Consider the following 15,831-nt stretch of genomic DNA (forward strand, 5'->3'; position numbering starts at 1 on the left):
GAGGTGGACATGGGACGTGTGACATGGGATGTCCAGGAGAAGCTAGTGTGCCCGCGATGACGCCACAATATCCGTGCGTGCGCGGCGTGTTGATGGTGCGTCAGTTGTTCGGCCGTTCAGCCGAATGCGCCGGGAGTGACGAGCCCCGACTCGTAGGCCACGATCACCAGCTGGGCCCGGTCGCGGGCACCCAGCTTGCCCATGATGCGGCTGACGTGGGTCTTCGCGGTGAGCGGGCTCAGGCCCAACTCCCCGGCGATCTCCGTGTTGTTGAGGCCGCGCGCGACCAGCGTGAGCACCTCGCGCTCCCGTTCGGAGAGCCCCTCGGGGCCGCCCGCGGCGAGTGCGGGAACCGACGGGCTGCGCAGGAAACGGGCGATCAGGCGGGCCGTCGGCCCCGGTGACAGCAGCGCGTCCCCGGCGGCCACCGTACGAATGGCGTCGAGGAGCTCCGCGGGCCTGGTGTCCTTCACCAGGAAGCCGGAGGCGCCCGCGCGCAGCGCCTCCGCGATGTACTCGTCGGTGTCGTAGGTGGTGAGGACCAGGACCCTGACCCCGGCCAGCTCCTCGTCGGCCGCGATCAGCCGGGTCGCCTCGATACCGTCCAGGTCGGGCATGCGGATGTCCATGACGACCAGATCGGCCCGCACGCTGCGCGCCAGCTCCACGGCCTCCCGCCCGGTGGCCGCCTGCCCGACGACCTCCATGTCCCGCGCGGACTCGACGAGCATGGCGAAGGCGGCCCGCACCAGGGTCTGGTCGTCGGCGAGGAGTACACGGATGGTCATCGGGACTCACCTTCTCCGAGCCCGGCCTCAGGCCCGACCTCAAGCCGTACCTCACGCACGGGCGCGGGCGCGGGCGCCAGCTCGGGCGCGGAATCCGAGCGACGTGCGGTGCCGGATTCCCGGACGCCGTCCCGTACGACTTCCCCCACGCCATCCTGCACGACTTCCCCCAAGCCCTCCGGCACGACTTCCCGCCCCGCCCCCTGCCCAGGGACCCCTGCCCTCAACGGCAGCACCGCCCACACCCCGAACCCCCCGCTCTCCCGCACCCCGGACTCCAGCGTCCCGCCCACACTACGAGCCCGCTCCCGCATCCCCACGAGCCCGAAGCCGGGGGTGCCGCCCGCGTCGCCGACGCCGTCGTCCGTGACCGTCACCCGCAGGGCCCAGCCCTCCGCCCGCAGGGCCACGCGGACGGTCACGTCGGGGCCCGCGTGCCGTACCGCGTTGGTGAGCGCCTCCTGGACGATCCGGTAGGCGGCGGCGCCCACGGCGGAGGGGACGTCGGCCGTGGCCACCGCGAGGTCCGTCTCCACCTCGGCACCCGCGGTGCGTGCCGCCGCCACCAGGTCCGGTACGCCGTCGAGGCCGGGCAGCGGCCCGCGCCCGTCGCCCCCCGCGCTCCCGTACTCGGAGGCGCGCAGCACCTCCAGCGTGGTGCGCAGTTCACCGCGCGCGGAGCGGCAGGTCTCGGAGATGTCGTCGAGGGCCTGGGCGACCGCCTCGCGGTCGAGGCGGTCGGGGTCGGCGGTCAGGACGTGCGCGGCGACGGAGGTCTGGACGCCGATGAGGGTGATGCTGTGGGCGAGCAGATCGTGCAGGTCGCGGGCGATGCGCAGGCGTTCTTCGGCGACCCGGCGGCGCGCCTCCTCCTCGCGGGTGCGCTCCGCGCGTTCGGCGCGTTCGACGACCGAGGCGATGTACTGCCCGTGCACCCGCACGTACACGCCGAGGACGATGAACGCCACGATCCAGCCGGTGACGCGCACCGCCTGGGTGCCCTCGGAGGTGCCCTGTCCGAACTTGACGGCGAGCATGATGCCGACGACGCCGACGCCGACCACGAGCGAGCGCAGCGGGCGACCCGTCACGGCGACGGTGAACAGCGCGACCATCGAGACGGGCAGCGGCGCGGTGTGGTCGTAGTCGAGCGCGTGGTACGGGCCGACGCAGGCGACGAGGGCGAGGAACGAGGTGAGCGGGGCGCGGCGCCGCCACACACCCGGGACGTGCGCGGCGATCAGGAGGGTCCAACCGAGCGCGTCCGGCCGACGGCCGTCGGTGCCGACCGTGAGCGCGACGCTCACGTCGACGGCCAGCAGCACGGCGGCGAGCAGCGCGTCCTGGCGCAGGACCCGCGCGGGGCCGGCGTTCCCCCGGTGCGCGAGGCCCGCGAGCAGCAGCATGCGTGTGACGTCCACCGGTTCATCCTCCGTGACGAGGCGCCCCTCCGGGAGGGAGGGGCGCCCACCTACCGTTCAGGCGACAGGGACGCTGTTCGGGCGACAGGGACGGGTTCCCGTTCAGGCGACCGGGACGGGTTCCTTCTGCCGCGGCTCGGGCGGCTGCCCCGCCGGCTCCCGCGACAGCCGGCCCGGCCACCACATCCTGCGCCGCAGCGCCACACTCGCGCTGGTCACCAGGTACGTCCGGACGAGGAAGGTGTCGAGCAGGACCCCGACAGATATCACGAAACCGAGCTCGACGAGCTGCACCAGGCCCATGTTGGTCAGGACCGCGAAGGTCGCGGCGAGGACCAGACCGGCCGAGGCGATCACACCGCCGGTGGTCCGCAGCGCGGTCAGCGCGGCGGCGACCGGTTCGGCACCGGACAGTGACTCCTCCCGCATCCGGTGCATCAGGAAGATCCCGTAGTCGACGCCGAGGGCGACCAGGAAGACGAAGGAGAGCAGCCCGAGTCCCGGATCGGTCCCGCCGAAGCCGAAGAGGGACCCGAAGACCAGGCCGCCGATGCCGAGCGCGGCGCCCCACACGGCGATCACGGCGGCGACCAGCAGCAGCGGGGCGACCAGGCTGCGCAGGAGCGCGATGAGGATCAGCAGCACGGAGGCGAGCACGATCGGTACGACGACGAGCCGGTCGCGGGCGTTGGTGTCCTGGAGGTCGATCTGCTGGGCACTCGCGCCACCGACGTACGAGCCCGAGCCCTTGAGATCGTCCCGTAGCGACGTGATCGTCGCGGTCTCGGCCGCCGACTGCGGCGCGCCCTTCGCCGTCACGGAGATCTCCGTCCAGCCGTCACCGCTGCGCCCCCGTGCGGCGCTCGCGACGCCCTGCTGTCCGCGCACCGCGGCCAGGGTGGCGTCGGCCCGACCGGTGGGGGTGATCACGGTGATCGGCTGGGTGCCCTGGCCCGGGTAGGCCTTGGCGAGTGTCTCGATCGCGGCGACCGAGTCGGGCGTGTGGACGAAGGAGTCCTGCTGCTTGAGCGAGCCGGGCAGGTTGAGCGCGCCCAGGGCGAGCGCCCCGAGCAGGACGGCGCCGCCGGCGAGGACGGCGTACGGCCGGCGTCCGGCGGAGGACCCCATCGCGGCGAACAGGCTCCGCCGCTGCTTGGGCGCGCTGCCGTAGGCGGGCACGAGCGGCCAGAACACCCGGCGCCCGAGCAGGACGAGGACGGCGGGCAGCAGGGTGAGCATGGCGACGAGCGCGCACAGGACGCCGACCGTGCCCATCGGTCCCATGCCCCGGCTGCTGTTGAGGTCGGCGGCGAGCAGGCAGAGCAGTCCGGCGGCGACGGTGCCGGAGGAGGCGAGCACGGCGGGCCCGCAGCCGCGCAGGGCCTCCCGCATGGCGTCGTACGGCCGCTCGACGCGCCGCAGCTCCTCCCGGTAGCGGGAGATGAGGAGCAGCGCGTAGTCGGTTCCGGCGCCGAAGACGAGGATCGTCATCACGCCCGAGCTCTGGCCGGAGATGGTGGTCCCGAAGGCCTGGTGGAGGCCGTAGGCGACGCCCATGGAGAGATAGTCGGCGACGCCCGCGACGGCGAGCGGTACGAGCCACAGCAGCGGGCTGCGGTAGATGAGGATCAGCAGGACGGCGACCACGGCGACGGTGGTGTAGAGCAGCGGGCCGCCGAGCGAGTTGTAGACCTCCGCGGCGTCGGTGGCCAGCGCGCCCTGGCCGCCCACGTCGACGCTCAGGCCGTTCTCGCCGCGGGCGACGTCGCGGACGTCGTTCACGAACGCGTCCCGCTTCTTCTCGTCCGTCCCGGGCGCGGAGCTGGCGACCGGGTACATGAGCGTGGTCCCGTCGCGGGACGGGACGCCCTTGGGGGTGCCGGTGAGCGGGTTCTCCCTGGTGATCTTGGCGACCTGGCGGGCGGCCGTCGCGCGGTCGGCGGCGCTCAGCCCGCCGTCGCGGTGGTAGACGAGCACCAGCTCGGTGGTCTCGCCGCCGGGCAACTGGTCCTCGATCCTGGCCACTTGGGTCGAGTCCGCGCTCGCCGGCAGATAGTCCACGGCGCGGTCGTGCTGCACGTCCGCGAGCTTCGCCGCGAACGGTCCGACGACGGCCAGCAGGGCCACCCAGAGCGCGAGCAGCGCCCAGGGCACGGCGGCCCCCCGTCGCCGCGTACGCGTGGTCGCCGCCCGCGGTGGTTGCCTTCTCGCGCTCTGTGCGCTCTCCGGGCCCCATGACGGGGTCCTCCCCTCCTGGCCGGGTGTCTGGACAGGTACCAGACTTCCGGCGCGGAGGGCGGCACGCGTCGCGCCGGAGGGCGAGTTCGGGGCTACTCCACGGGGTGGCGCGTCGGGGGGATTACTCCCTGGGGAGTAGTCCGGGGAGCGTCACGACGGCGTACGGGCCGCCACCAGGAGCCGTGTCACGTCGTCCGAGCAGATCGTCAGGGCCGCGCCCACGGTGGCCAGGACGTCCCGCTCGGCGGGGGTGTAGGGCCCGTCGGCCAGGGCGATGCGGGCGCCCTGGAGGAGGATCGCCTCCCGGCCGGCCGGGGCGAGGTGCGGGGCCAGCGGGTCGAGGGCCTCATGGAGCTCTATGGCGAGGCTCGCGCCGCAGGGTTCGCCGAAGACCCGGCCGGTGTCGGCGGCGAGCGCCTCGACGAGGGCGGCGAGCTGGTCCTCGGTGCAGTCGTCGAAGCCGGCCGAGCGGACCGCGTCGGCGGCGGTCTCCAGGGCCGTACGGGCGCAGCTGCCGCCCGCGGCGAGTACGGCGAGGGCGACGGTGTGGACGGCGTCGCGGAGCATCGCGGAGAAGCGGGTGGTGGTGGGGTGGTCGAGGACGTCGGCGCCGTAGTGGTGACGGCAGGCGGCGCATTCGACGACGGGCCCGGTCTCGCCGCGCGGGAGAACGGGAACGCCGAGGAGGGTGAAGCGGCGACGGCCGGTGAGGCGTTGGTAGTTGCGGTCGCCTCCGCAGCCGGGGCAGAAGAACTCGCCGTCGCCGACGGTGGTCCACGCGGTACGGGTGCCCAGGATGCGGGAAACCTGAACTGCACGACCGTTTCGTCCCCATTCCGGCAGCACCGTCGCACACCTCCGTAACGCCGCGGCAACATCGCCGCGCTGGCGTGATGTTAGCCACATTGTTGATGCGGAGTCAGTACCCCGGACGAGACCCGCTCGTGACCTCCACACGGATTGGCCGGTAAACGACGCGGCTCCGTCCGCCTCGAAAGGCGGACGGAGCCGGAAAGAACCAGGTGAACGAGGTCAGCGGGCCGCGCGGTTGACGGCGGAGACGACGGCCTTCAGCGAGGCACGTGTCGTATTCGCGTCGATGCCGATTCCCCACAGAACCTTGTCGCCGATCGCGCATTCGATGTACGAGGCGGCCTGCGCGGAGGCGCCCTCGCTCATCGTGTGCTCCTGGTAGTCCAGCAGACGCACGTCGACGCCGATGGACTGCAGGGCGTCGAAGAACGCGGAGATCGGACCGTTGCCGGTACCGGTCAGGACGGTGTCCTGGCCGTCGACCGAGGCCTCGACCGTGAGCGTGTCCACGCCGTCCTTGTCGGTGGTGGACTGGCCGGTCTTGACCTGGATACGGCCCCAGGCGTTCTCGGGGTTGGGCAGGTACTCGTCCTGGAAGGTCGCCCAGATGTCCTTCGGCGTGACCTCGCCGCCCTCGACGTCCGTCTTCGTCTGGATGATCTTCGAGAACTCGATCTGCATCCGGCGCGGCAGGTCCAGCTTGTGGTCGTTCTTCAGGACGTACGCGATACCGCCCTTGCCGGACTGCGAGTTGACGCGGATGACGGCCTCGTACGAGCGGCCGACGTCCTTCGGGTCGATCGGCAGGTACGGGACGGCCCACTCGATGTCGTCGACCGTGACGCCCTTGGCGGCCGCGTCGGCCTCCATCGCGTCGAAGCCCTTCTTGATGGCGTCCTGGTGGGAGCCGGAGAAGGACGTGTAGACGAGGTCGCCGACGTACGGGTGGCGCGCGTGGACCTCCATCTGGTTGCAGTACTCCCACGTACGACGGATCTCGTCGATCTGGGAGAAGTCGATCTGCGGGTCGACGCCCTGCGAGAACAGGTTCATGCCCAGGGTGACCAGGTCGACGTTGCCGGTGCGCTCGCCCTGGCCGAACAGGCAGCCCTCGACGCGGTCGGCACCGGCCATCAGGGCCAGCTCGGCGGCGGCGACGGCCGTACCCCGGTCGTTGTGCGGGTGGATCGACAGGCAGACGTGCTCACGGCGGGACAGGTTGCGGCCCATCCACTCGAAGCGGTCCGCGTGCGTGGAGGGGGTCGAACGCTCCACCGTGGCGGGCAGGTTGAGGATGATCTCGCGGCCCGGTCCCGGCTGCCAGACGTCCATGACCGCCTCGCAGACCTCCAGGGCGAAGTCCAGCTCGGTGTCGGTGAAGATCTCGGGGCTGTACTGGTAGCCGAACTCGGTCTCCGGACCCAGCAGCTTCTCCGCGTACTCCATGACCAGCCGCGTGCCGTCGACGGCGATCTGCTTGATCTGGTCCTTGGACCCGCGGAAGACGACCCGGCGGAAGACCGGGGCGGTGGCGTTGTAGAGGTGGAGGGTCGCGCGCCTGGCGCCGACCAGCGACTCCACGGTCCGCTCGATCAGGTCCTCACGGGCCTGGGTCAGGACGGAGATCGTGACGTCGTCCGGGATCGCGCCCTCTTCCTCGATGATCGAGCGCACGAAGTCGAAGTCGGTCTGGCCGGAGGCGGGGAAACCGACCTCGATCTCCTTGTAGCCCATCTTCACCAGCAGGTCGAACATCTCGCGCTTGCGCGCGGGCGACATGGGGTCGATCAGGGCTTGGTTGCCGTCACGCAGGTCGGTGGAGAGCCAGCGGGGGGCGACGGTGATCCGGTTGTCCGGCCAGGTGCGGTCGGCGATGTCGACCTGCTCGTACTGGCCGTACTTGTGGATCGGCATGGAAGTGGCCTGCTGGCGGTTCTGGCTGTTCGCCATGGTGCGTGGGCTCCTCGTGGTGTCCGGGAAGGACGGCCGACGGCGCAACGCCAGACTCCGCGGGGAGGGGGTCGGCCTCGACTACAGGCCCTCGCCGCGGCAGCTAAGGAGAAGCAGCCCGAAACGCATGATGCTCCGCAGCCTAGCCGAGCCGTGCTCCGTGCGGGGGGCTGTATCAGTATGCGGGATCGCGAGCCCGAAAGGAACAAAAGGTGCAAAAAGGTGGGCCATACCACCCTCGCCCCGCTCCCGAGGCTCCTTATCGCCGCATTTCACCAATCATGGTTGCAGGTAGTGACAGTGACATAACTCAGTGCAAGGGTGCCGGGCATGACGACCAACGGGGGCTTCGAGCCCGTCTTCTGCACCATCGTTCCGCCCCATGTCCTCGACAAGCTCGCCCAGCACGAGGACCCCGCGCTCGCCGGTCCGGCGCGCCAGACCCTGGAGCGCGACGCCTACGAGCGCACCCACCGCCGGCTGACCACCGTCATCGGTGCCCCGGCCGTCGCCCCGTCCGACGCGGCCGCCACGGACAAGCCGCAGCGCACGATCTACGACGCCCGCCACCGCCAGGACCTGCCCGGCAAGAAGGTCCGCGGGGAGAGCGACAAGCCCGGCAAGGACGCCACGGTCAACCGCGCGTACGCCGGCCTGGGCGCCACCTTCGAGCTGTACCTGAACGCCTACGCCCGTCACTCGATCAACGGCGAGGGCCTGCCGCTCGACGCCACGGTGCACTTCGACGAGAACTACAACAACGCCTTCTGGAACGGCGAGCAGATGGTGTTCGGCGACGGCGACGGCGAGATCTTCCTCGACTTCACCATCCCGGTCGACGTCATCGGCCACGAGCTGACCCACGGCGTCACCCAGTACACGGCGAACCTCACCTACTTCGGCCAGCCGGGCGCGCTCAACGAGTCCATGTCCGACGTCTTCGGCTCGCTGATCAAGCAGTACACGCTCGGCCAGACCGCCGCCGAGGCCGACTGGCTGATCGGTGCGGGGCTGCTCGCCCCGCGCGTCACCGGAACGGCCCTGCGCTCCATGAAGGAGCCGGGCAGCGCGTACGACGACGACGCGCTCGGCAAGGACCCACAGCCCGGGACCATGGACGGGTACGTCCGCACCGGCCGCGACAACGGCGGCGTCCACATCAACTCCGGCATCCCCAACCACGCCTTCTACCTCGTCGCCCAGGCACTCGGCGGCCACGCCTGGGAGCGGGCCGGCCAGATCTGGTACGACGTCCTCACCGGGGGTGAACTGAAGTCCGAGGCGAGCTTCGCCGACTTCGCCAAACTCACCGTCGCGGGGGCGCGCGGCCGCTACGGCGAGGGCGAGGAGCTCCAGTCCGTGCTCAAGGCCTGGGAGCAGGTCGGGGTACCGAGCGTGTAGCGCCGGGCTGGCCCCGCCCCGCGACTCGTACTAGACAGGACCCATGCGTATTCAGGTGAGGCGCACGGGCGGGTTCGCGGGCATCGAGCGCCATGCCGAGGTGAACACCTCGGGACGCCCCGACGCCCACGAGTGGCAGGCCCTGGCCGAACAGGCGATCGCCACCGGCCGGGGCACGCCCCCGGCCGGGGTTCCGGACGGCTTCAGCTACCAGATCACGGTGGACGGGAAGACGGTGTACGCCGCCGACCCGCGCCTGACGGAGGAGCAGCGGACGCTGATCTCGAGAGTGCTGAAGGAGGGGGCCTAGGGCCGTCCGGCGGATCAAACCGCAAACGCCCCGGCCTTCTCGGGGGCGTGCCGTGAGTCGAAGTAACTCGCAGTTCATGCCAGGGCGTTGACTTCCGTTACCGTCGGTACGGATGATCGCGCGCATGGCGACGAACCCCCTCCCGCAGTTCCCGCCCGGCTTTCTCTGGGGCGTATCCACCTCGGCCCACCAGATCGAGGGGGCGGCATCCGAACGCGCCCCCTCGGTATGGGACGCGTTCACGGCGGAACCCGGCCGAATAAAGGACGGATCGAACGCGGAGGTCGCCTGCGACCACTACCACCGCTATCAGGAGGACGTCGCACTCCTCGCCGGCCTCGGAGTGGACGCCTACCGCTTCTCCATCTCCTGGCCCCGCGTGAACTCCCCCGGCGGCCTGGACTTCTACGACCGCCTGGTGGACGAACTCCGCGCCGCGGGCATCGCCCCCGTCCCGACCCTCTTCCACTGGGACCTGCCGCTGGAGCTGGACTGGCTGGAGCGGGACACTTCCCAGCGCTTCGCCGACTACGCGACCGTCGTCGCCGAGCGCCTCGGCGACCGCGTGGAGAAGTGGATCACCCTCAACGAGCCCGCCGAACACACCCTGTTGGGCCACGCGCTGGGCGCGCACGCCCCCGGCAAGCAGCTCCTGTTCGACGCGCTGCCGGTGGCCCACCACCAGCTCCTCGCGCACGGTCTCGCCGTACGGGCGCTGCGCGCGGCCGGCGTGACGGACATCGGGATCGCCAACTCGCACGGGCCGACCTGGGCGGCGTCCCGACACCCCGAGGACGTGGAGGCCGCCGACTTCTACGACCTCCTCCTCAACCGCCTCTTCGCCGACCCGCTCCTGCTCGGCCACTACCCCGAAGGCATCGGGGAGTTGATGCCCGGCGACGTCGAGTCCGACCTGAAGGTCATCGCGGAGCCGCTGGACTGGTACGGGATCAACTACTACCAGCCGACCAAGGTGGGCGCCCCCGAGGGCGCGGAGATCGAGTTCAGCGGACTCACACTCCCCGCCGAACTGCCCTTCTCCGTACGCGAACTGGAGGGCTATCCGGTCACGGACTTCGGCTGGCCGGTCGTCCCGGAGGCGCTCACCGAGCTGCTGGTCGGCTTCCACGAGCGCTACGGAGACCGGCTCCCACCCGTCGTCATCACCGAGAACGGCTGCTCGTACGACGGCATCGACGACCAGCAGCGGATCACCTTCCTGGACGGTCACGTCCGGGCGCTGCACCGGGCGCGGGAGCAGGGCGTGGACGTACGCGGCTACTTCGTCTGGTCGCTCCTGGACAACTTCGAGTGGGCGGAGGGATACGCACGCCGGTTCGGTCTCGTGCACGTGGACTACGAGACGCTGGAGCGGACCCCGAAGGCGTCGTACGCGTGGCTGCGGGACGCCCTACGGGCGCGCAGATGACCACCGAGGACCCGGACCTCGTGGCGGCGGCCGCCCTCGCCGAGCCCGTCGAGCGGGTCGGCCGCGGCTGGACCACGGCTCTCTCACTCGCCAACGGGGCGATCTGGGTGGGCTGGTACGGCCCTCTCCAGATCCTCCTCGCCTCCCAGGCGGAGGACTTCGCGCCCGGCTCAGGCATGTCGAAGGAGACGATGCTGGCGTGGGTCACCGGCGCGGGCGCCGTCGTCTCGCTGGTCGCCAACCCGCTCTTCGGCGCGCTGTCCGACCGCACGACCGCCCGCTGGGGCCGCCGTACGCCGTGGATCGTGGCCGGGGCGGCGGGCGGCGCGTTGTCCCTGCTGCTCCTGGCGGGCGCGGGCGGGGTCTGGACGATGGCGGCCGGCTGGTGCCTGGTCCAGCTGACGCTGAACGCCGCCTTCGCCGCGGTCACGGCGGCCGTCCCCGACCGGGTGCCGCGGCTCCAACGGGGTTCCGTGGGCGGCTGGCTGGGCGCGGCACAGATCCTGGGCGTGGTCGGCGGCACCGGTCTGGCGACGGTGGCGGGCGGTACGGGCGGCGGGTACGCGGCGTGCGCGGTGTTCACGCTGGTGGGCGTCCTGCCGTACGTACTCCGCTACGAGGATCTGCGGCTGCCGCCGTCGGCCCGCCCCACCTGGTCCCGCCGCTCCTTCCTGGCCTCCTTCTGGCTGAGCCCACGCCGCCACCCCGACCTCGCGTGGGCCTGGCTGACCCGCTTCCTGATCAATCTGAGCAACGCCCTCGTCCTCCTGTACCTGCTCTATTACCTGCGGGACCGCCTGCACTACGACGACCCGGAGAACGGCGTGCTGATCCTGACCGCCGTGAACGGTGTCACGCTGCTCGCCACGGTCGTGGTGGGCGGGGTGTGGTCGGACCGGGTGGGCCGCCGCAAGCCGTTCGTGATCTGGTCCGGCGTCCTGATGGCGGTGGCCACCGCGGCGCTCTCCGGCTGGCAGACCTGGCCGGGCGCGATCGTCGCGGCGGCCGTCCTCGGCGTGGGCTTCGGCGTCTTCACCTCCGTCGACTTCGCCCTGATGACGGACGTCCTGCCGAAGGCCCTGGACCGCGGGAAGGACCTCGGCGTCATCAACATCGCCAACGCCCTTCCCCAGGTCGCCGCGCCCGCGCTGGCCGCGCCGATCGTGACGTATCTGGGCGGCTACCGGGTGCTGTACCTGGTGGCGGCGGTGATCGGGCTCGCGGGGGCGATGCTGGTGGGAAGGATCAGAGGCGTGGACTGAACGGTCGCCCGCGCCCCTTTCAAGGGGCGCGGGGAACTGCGCCAACGGGGGTCTGGGGCGGAGCCCCGGATACGGGACGGGCAGGGGCGGAGGGGGCGAACAACCCAACCCGGCACCCAACTTCGGCCACTTTTGATGACCCTTGAAGGAGTCCGTCGGCTTCCCTTGCAATCGCATGCCACCCGCGCATCAATGGAACCGCACGTTCCGACGGACCGTCAGACAATCCCCGACCCACCATCCCCACATGGCAATTCCCCCACAAGGGAAGGGAACCCCGATGAGAGGCAAGCGACTCGGAATCGCCACGGCGTTAGCCGCCGGCACCCTCGCCGCGACCGGCCTGGCCTTCGCGCCGACCGCCGCGGCCGTCACCCCCCAGACGGCCACCATCAACGCGACCTGCAGCATCGGCGGCAGCGGCTCGGCCACCCTCACGGCCACCCAGAACGGCACGGCCGCGACCATCACCCTCAGCTCCACCGACATCACGGCGCCGATCGCCGTCGCCCAGGACTCGGTCAGCTCCACGCTGTCCCTGGTGAAGGCGAGCGGCGGCACGAGCGTCTTCACGGGCACGAAGAACCCGGCCATCGCCGCGGGCGGCGGTGTCACCGTAGGCCCGCTCGACGGCACGGTCGCCTCCGGCGACAGCCTGGAGGCCTACGGCGGCTCCCTGCAGATGGTGGTCTTCGGCATCACCATCACCTGCACGGCGGACGCACCGCAGTCCCCGGGCCCGTTCGTGTTCGACTGAGCCCTCGCCCGACCCCGCGCACATGAAGACCGGTGCCGCCCGCGCGCAGCGGCACCGGTCCCGCTCAGACCGTGAGACCGTCAAGCCGTCAAGCGACCGGCTGGCCGATGCCCATCAGGTTCCCCTCGCTGTCCCGGAACCAGGCACCGCGTTCACCCCGCGCGCCCTTGCTCGGGTAGTTCCCGTCGATGTCGGCGATGCCGCCCCTCGTCCGGAAGCCGGGCACGTCGACCTCCTCGAACACCACGCCGCGCCGTTTGAGCTGCGACACGGCTGTCTCGATGTCGTCGACCTCCCACGCCATCTGCGTGAAGGTGCCGGGCGCGGCTCCCATGGACCGGAACACGACGAAGTCCACGCCTCCGCACCGGTAGAGCAGCCCCCCGGGCCGTTCGTCGACGGGCTCGAGGCCGAGCTGTTCGGAGTAGAAACGGCGCGCCCGTTCCAGGTCCTGGGCCGGAAGCCTGGTCGCCACGCGTGCCCGGGCGAGGACATTGCTGTCGTCTGCGTTCATGGCACCACTGTGCCGTGCACGACGGCCGAATCCGGTGACCCCGGTCCGGCCGTGCACGACGGCCGAATCCGGTGACCCTGGCCCCGGACAGAGACCGACGGGTCTCAGAGCGCGTCGGGGCCGCGCTCCCCCGTCCGTACCCGCACCACCGTCTCCACCGGCACCGCCCACACCTTCCCGTCCCCGATCTTCCCCGTGTGCGCGGCCTTTACGATCGCGTCGATGACGGCGTCGGAGTCGGCGTCCTCGACGACGACCTCGATACGGACCTTGGGCACGAGGTCGACCTGGTACTCGGCGCCCCGGTACACCTCGGTGTGGCCGCGCTGACGCCCGTACCCACTCGCCTCCGTGACGGTCATCCCGTGCACGCCGAGTTCCTGGAGCGCGGTCTTGACCTCGTCGAGGCGGTACGGCTTGACGATCGCGGTGATGAGCTTCATGCCTGGGTGTTGACCTTCTGCGCGGTGGGGCCGGATGCGGTGGGCACGGACACGGACGACGAGACCGGGGCTCCGTGGCCCAGGACCCCGTGATCGTAGGCGCTCTCCGCGTGCACCGTAAGGTCCAGGCCGGTCCGCTCCTGCTCCTCGTCCGCCCGGAAGCCCATGACCCGGTCGATCAGCTTCCCGATGCCGTACGTGACGGCGAAGGCGTACGCCCCGACGGCGAGCACGGCGACCAGCTGCTTGCCGAGCTGGCCGAGCCCGCCGCCGTAGAGGAGCCCCTCGGTCCCGCCCGTCATCTCCTTGGCCGCGAAGACGCCGATGAGCAGTGTGCCGATGATTCCGCCGACCAGGTGGACTCCGACGACGTCCAGCGAGTCGTCGTAGTCGAGCTTGAACTTCCAGCTCACGGCGTACGAGCAGACGACACCGGCGGCGAGCCCGACGGCCAGGGCGCCGAGGAGCGAGACCGACCCGCAGGACGGGGTGATGGCGACCAGGCCCGCGACCGCGCCGGAGGCGGCGCCCAGCGTGGTGGGGTGGCCGTCGCGCCGCTGCTCCACGAAGAGCCAGCCGAGCAGACCGGTGCAGCCGGCGGCGAGGGTGTTGAGGAAGGCGGCGGCGGCCAGTCCGTTGGCGCCGAGCGCGGATCCCGCGTTGAAGCCGAACCAGCCGAACCACAGCAGACCGGCGCCCAGCATCACCATCGGCAGGTTGTGCGGCCGCATCGCGTCCTTCTTGAAGCCGAGGCGCGGGCCGAGCACCAGGCAGAGGGCGAGTCCGGAGGCGCCCGAGGTGATCTCGACCGGCAGACCGCCCGCGAAGTCCAGTGCGCCGAGCCTGTCCAGGATCCAGCCGCCGGGACCCCACACCCAGTGGGTGACGGGAACGTATACGAGCAGCGCCCAGAACGGCACGAAGACCAGCCATGCCCCGAACTTCGCGCGGTCCGCGATCGCGCCGCTGATCAGCGCGGCGGTGATGATCGCGAAGGTGAGCTGGAAGGTGGCGAAGAGGAGGGTGGGGACCGTGCCGTGGACGCTGTCCGGGCCGAGATCCGCCATGCCCGCGTGCTTCAGGCCCCCGATGAGCCCGCCGAAGGCGTCGTCGCCGAAGGCGAGCGAGTAGCCGGCCACCAGCCACACGACCGTGACCAGGGCGATCGACACGAAGCTCATCATCAGCATGTTGAGGACGCTCTTCGTGCGGACCATGCCGCCGTAGAACAGGGCGAGGCCCGGGGTCATCAGGAGGACGAGGGCGGTGGCGGCGAGCAGCCAGGCGGTGTCGCCGGTGTCGATCCGTGCGGCGGCCAGGGTCACGGTCTCTCCAACGGTGTCGGGGCGTCGTCAGAGCGTCACGGGCCCGCGTTTCCGGTTGTGCACGTGCACGTTTCGGACGTGTTTCATGTTGCGTGGGGGTTTCCGGAACCTCACGGCGCACTGCGGGGGTGTGCGGCGTGCGGCGGGGGCCTGTGGATCAGGGACAATGGGCGCCATGAGCGTTCGTACCCCGTCATCCAAGCCGTCCGAGGCCCCCCACCGCGCCGGCTTCGCCTGCTTCGTGGGCCGCCCCAACGCGGGCAAGTCCACCCTTACGAATGCTCTGGTCGGCCAGAAGGTGGCGATCACCGCGAACCAGCCGCAGACGACGCGGCACACGGTACGGGGCATCGTGCACCGGCCCGACGCGCAGCTGATCCTGGTGGACACCCCGGGCCTGCACAAGCCGCGCACGCTGCTCGGCGAGCGGCTCAACGACATCGTCCGCACCACCTGGGCCGAGGTCGACGTCATCGGCTTCTGCCTGCCGGCCAACGAGAAGCTCGGCCCCGGCGACCGGTTCATCGCGAAGGAACTGGCGTCCATCAAGAAGACGCCGAAGATCGCGATCGTCACGAAGACCGACCTCGTGGACAGCAAGACGCTCGCCGAGCAGCTCATCGCGATCGACCAGCTCGGCAAGGAGCTCGGCTTCGAGTGGGCGGAGATCGTGCCGGTGTCGGCGGTCGGCGACCAGCAGGTGGGCCTGCTGGCCGACCTGATCGTGCCCCTCCTGCCGGAGGGCCCGGCCCTCTACCCCGAGGGTGATCTCACCGACGAGCCCGAGCAGGTCATGATCGCGGAGCTGATCCGCGAGGCCGCTCTGGAGGGCGTCCGCGACGAGCTGCCGCACTCCATCGCCGTCGTGGTGGAGGAGATGCTGCCGCGCGAGGACCGGCCCGCCGACAAGCCCCTCCTCGACATCCACGCCTTCGTCTACATCGAGCGGCCCAGTCAGAAGGGCATCATCATCGGCCCCAAGGGCAAGCGCCTGAAGGAAGTCGGCATCAAGTCCCGCAAGCAGATCGAGGCCCTCCTGGGCACGCCCGTCTTCCTCGACCTCCATGTGAAGGTCGCCAAGGACTGGCAGCGCGACCCCCGCCAGCTGCGCAAGCTGGGCTTCTGAGAAGGTCTTCAGCCCGCCCGGCGTCCCGCACTCCGATGGTGGGCGGGATGGTGC

The 15,831-nt window shown here is 71.0% G+C and carries 14 protein-coding genes; 6 read left to right on the top strand and 8 right to left on the bottom strand.

Annotated elements, in window-relative coordinates; translation table 11 throughout:
• Positions 1-116: 116 nt before the first annotated feature.
• The 5 genes from ACFVXA_RS34955 to leuA all read right to left on the bottom strand — a co-directional run bounded on the left by ACFVXA_RS34955 (position 117) and on the right by leuA (position 7,210).
• Positions 117-788 (bottom strand): response regulator transcription factor, encoded by a 672-nt coding sequence (locus tag ACFVXA_RS34955; RefSeq protein WP_362018338.1) that lies wholly within the window; start codon positions 786-788, stop codon positions 117-119.
• Complete coding sequence (locus tag ACFVXA_RS34960; RefSeq protein WP_362018436.1) at positions 785-2,194, bottom strand: histidine kinase; 1,410 nt, start codon at positions 2,192-2,194, stop codon at positions 785-787. The genes ACFVXA_RS34955 and ACFVXA_RS34960 overlap by 4 nt, the downstream gene beginning before the upstream one ends.
• A 117-nt stretch (positions 2,195-2,311) precedes the next feature.
• Complete coding sequence (locus tag ACFVXA_RS34965) at positions 2,312-4,363, bottom strand: MMPL family transporter (RefSeq protein ID WP_390028236.1); 2,052 nt, start codon at positions 4,361-4,363, stop codon at positions 2,312-2,314.
• A 234-nt stretch (positions 4,364-4,597) separates the two neighbouring features.
• Positions 4,598-5,293, bottom strand: a complete 696-nt coding sequence (locus ACFVXA_RS34970; RefSeq protein WP_362018334.1) for a TerB family tellurite resistance protein — start codon at positions 5,291-5,293, stop codon at positions 4,598-4,600.
• A 186-nt stretch (positions 5,294-5,479) separates the two neighbouring features.
• The gene (leuA, locus tag ACFVXA_RS34975) at positions 5,480-7,210 is read right to left on the bottom strand and encodes a 2-isopropylmalate synthase (protein WP_383905035.1); all 1,731 of its coding nucleotides are present in this window, start codon (positions 7,208-7,210) and stop codon (positions 5,480-5,482) included.
• 330 nt (positions 7,211-7,540) lie between these two features.
• On the opposite strand from leuA, the gene ACFVXA_RS34980 reads away from it, so the two are divergent.
• The 5 genes from ACFVXA_RS34980 to ACFVXA_RS35000 all read left to right on the top strand — a co-directional run bounded on the left by ACFVXA_RS34980 (position 7,541) and on the right by ACFVXA_RS35000 (position 12,369).
• Entirely contained in the window at positions 7,541-8,611 is a 1,071-nt protein-coding gene (locus ACFVXA_RS34980; protein WP_383744149.1) for a M4 family metallopeptidase, read from the top strand.
• A gap of 43 nt (positions 8,612-8,654) precedes the next feature.
• Positions 8,655-8,921, top strand: a complete 267-nt coding sequence (locus tag ACFVXA_RS34985; RefSeq protein ID WP_362018329.1) for a protealysin inhibitor emfourin — start codon at positions 8,655-8,657, stop codon at positions 8,919-8,921.
• Positions 8,922-9,033: 112 nt separating this feature from the next.
• Positions 9,034-10,350 carry a GH1 family beta-glucosidase gene (locus tag ACFVXA_RS34990; protein ID WP_389465457.1) on the top strand — a complete coding sequence of 439 codons (1,317 nt, stop codon included), beginning with the start codon at positions 9,034-9,036 and terminating at the stop codon, positions 10,348-10,350.
• Entirely contained in the window at positions 10,347-11,612 is a 1,266-nt protein-coding gene (locus ACFVXA_RS34995) for an MFS transporter (protein ID WP_390028237.1), read from the top strand. Before ACFVXA_RS34990 ends, ACFVXA_RS34995 begins: the two co-directional genes overlap by 4 nt.
• Positions 11,613-11,892: 280 nt before the next feature.
• Positions 11,893-12,369, top strand: a complete 477-nt coding sequence (locus ACFVXA_RS35000) for a hypothetical protein (RefSeq protein WP_362018323.1) — start codon at positions 11,893-11,895, stop codon at positions 12,367-12,369.
• A gap of 88 nt (positions 12,370-12,457) precedes the next feature.
• Here the strand turns inward: ACFVXA_RS35000 and ACFVXA_RS35005 are convergent, their stop codons facing one another.
• From ACFVXA_RS35005 to ACFVXA_RS35015, 3 genes are all read right to left on the bottom strand, one after another.
• Positions 12,458-12,883 carry a VOC family protein gene (locus ACFVXA_RS35005; protein WP_362018321.1) on the bottom strand — a complete coding sequence of 142 codons (426 nt, stop codon included), beginning with the start codon at positions 12,881-12,883 and terminating at the stop codon, positions 12,458-12,460.
• Positions 12,884-12,987: 104 nt separating this feature from the next.
• The gene (locus ACFVXA_RS35010; protein WP_362018320.1) at positions 12,988-13,326 is read right to left on the bottom strand and encodes a P-II family nitrogen regulator; all 339 of its coding nucleotides are present in this window, start codon (positions 13,324-13,326) and stop codon (positions 12,988-12,990) included.
• Positions 13,323-14,651, bottom strand: coding sequence for an ammonium transporter (locus tag ACFVXA_RS35015; RefSeq protein ID WP_390028238.1), 1,329 nt, complete (start codon positions 14,649-14,651; stop codon positions 13,323-13,325). Before ACFVXA_RS35015 ends, ACFVXA_RS35010 begins: the two co-directional genes overlap by 4 nt.
• Before the next feature lie 166 nt (positions 14,652-14,817).
• On the opposite strand from ACFVXA_RS35015, the gene era reads away from it, so the two are divergent.
• On the top strand, positions 14,818-15,777 hold the full coding sequence (gene era / locus ACFVXA_RS35020) for a GTPase Era (RefSeq protein ID WP_362018316.1): 960 nt from the start codon (positions 14,818-14,820) through the stop codon (positions 15,775-15,777).
• The last annotated feature ends 54 nt before the right edge of the window (positions 15,778-15,831 follow it).

The sequence above is a fragment of the Streptomyces sp. NPDC058246 genome (genome assembly GCF_042881985.1).
GTDB lineage: Bacteria > Actinomycetota > Actinomycetes > Streptomycetales > Streptomycetaceae > Streptomyces.

What these genes read in the sequence shown, in the direction of transcription:
- ACFVXA_RS34960 (WP_362018436.1), bottom strand. Translation starts at nt 2,194, where the DNA reads ATGCTGCTGCTCGCGGGCCTCGCGCACCGGGGGAACGCCGGCCCCGCG.
- ACFVXA_RS35005 (WP_362018321.1), bottom strand. Translation starts at nt 12,883, where the DNA reads ATGAACGCAGACGACAGCAATGTCCTCGCCCGGGCACGCGTGGCGACC.
- ACFVXA_RS35000 (WP_362018323.1), top strand. Translation starts at nt 11,893, where the DNA reads ATGAGAGGCAAGCGACTCGGAATCGCCACGGCGTTAGCCGCCGGCACC.
- ACFVXA_RS35010 (WP_362018320.1), bottom strand. Translation starts at nt 13,326, where the DNA reads ATGAAGCTCATCACCGCGATCGTCAAGCCGTACCGCCTCGACGAGGTC.
- ACFVXA_RS34955 (WP_362018338.1), bottom strand. Translation starts at nt 788, where the DNA reads ATGACCATCCGTGTACTCCTCGCCGACGACCAGACCCTGGTGCGGGCC.
- ACFVXA_RS34980 (WP_383744149.1), top strand. Translation starts at nt 7,541, where the DNA reads ATGACGACCAACGGGGGCTTCGAGCCCGTCTTCTGCACCATCGTTCCG.
- era (WP_362018316.1), top strand. Translation starts at nt 14,818, where the DNA reads ATGGGCGCCATGAGCGTTCGTACCCCGTCATCCAAGCCGTCCGAGGCC.
- ACFVXA_RS34990 (WP_389465457.1), top strand. Translation starts at nt 9,034, where the DNA reads ATGATCGCGCGCATGGCGACGAACCCCCTCCCGCAGTTCCCGCCCGGC.
- leuA (WP_383905035.1), bottom strand. Translation starts at nt 7,210, where the DNA reads ATGGCGAACAGCCAGAACCGCCAGCAGGCCACTTCCATGCCGATCCAC.
- ACFVXA_RS34995 (WP_390028237.1), top strand. Translation starts at nt 10,347, where the DNA reads ATGACCACCGAGGACCCGGACCTCGTGGCGGCGGCCGCCCTCGCCGAG.
- ACFVXA_RS34985 (WP_362018329.1), top strand. Translation starts at nt 8,655, where the DNA reads ATGCGTATTCAGGTGAGGCGCACGGGCGGGTTCGCGGGCATCGAGCGC.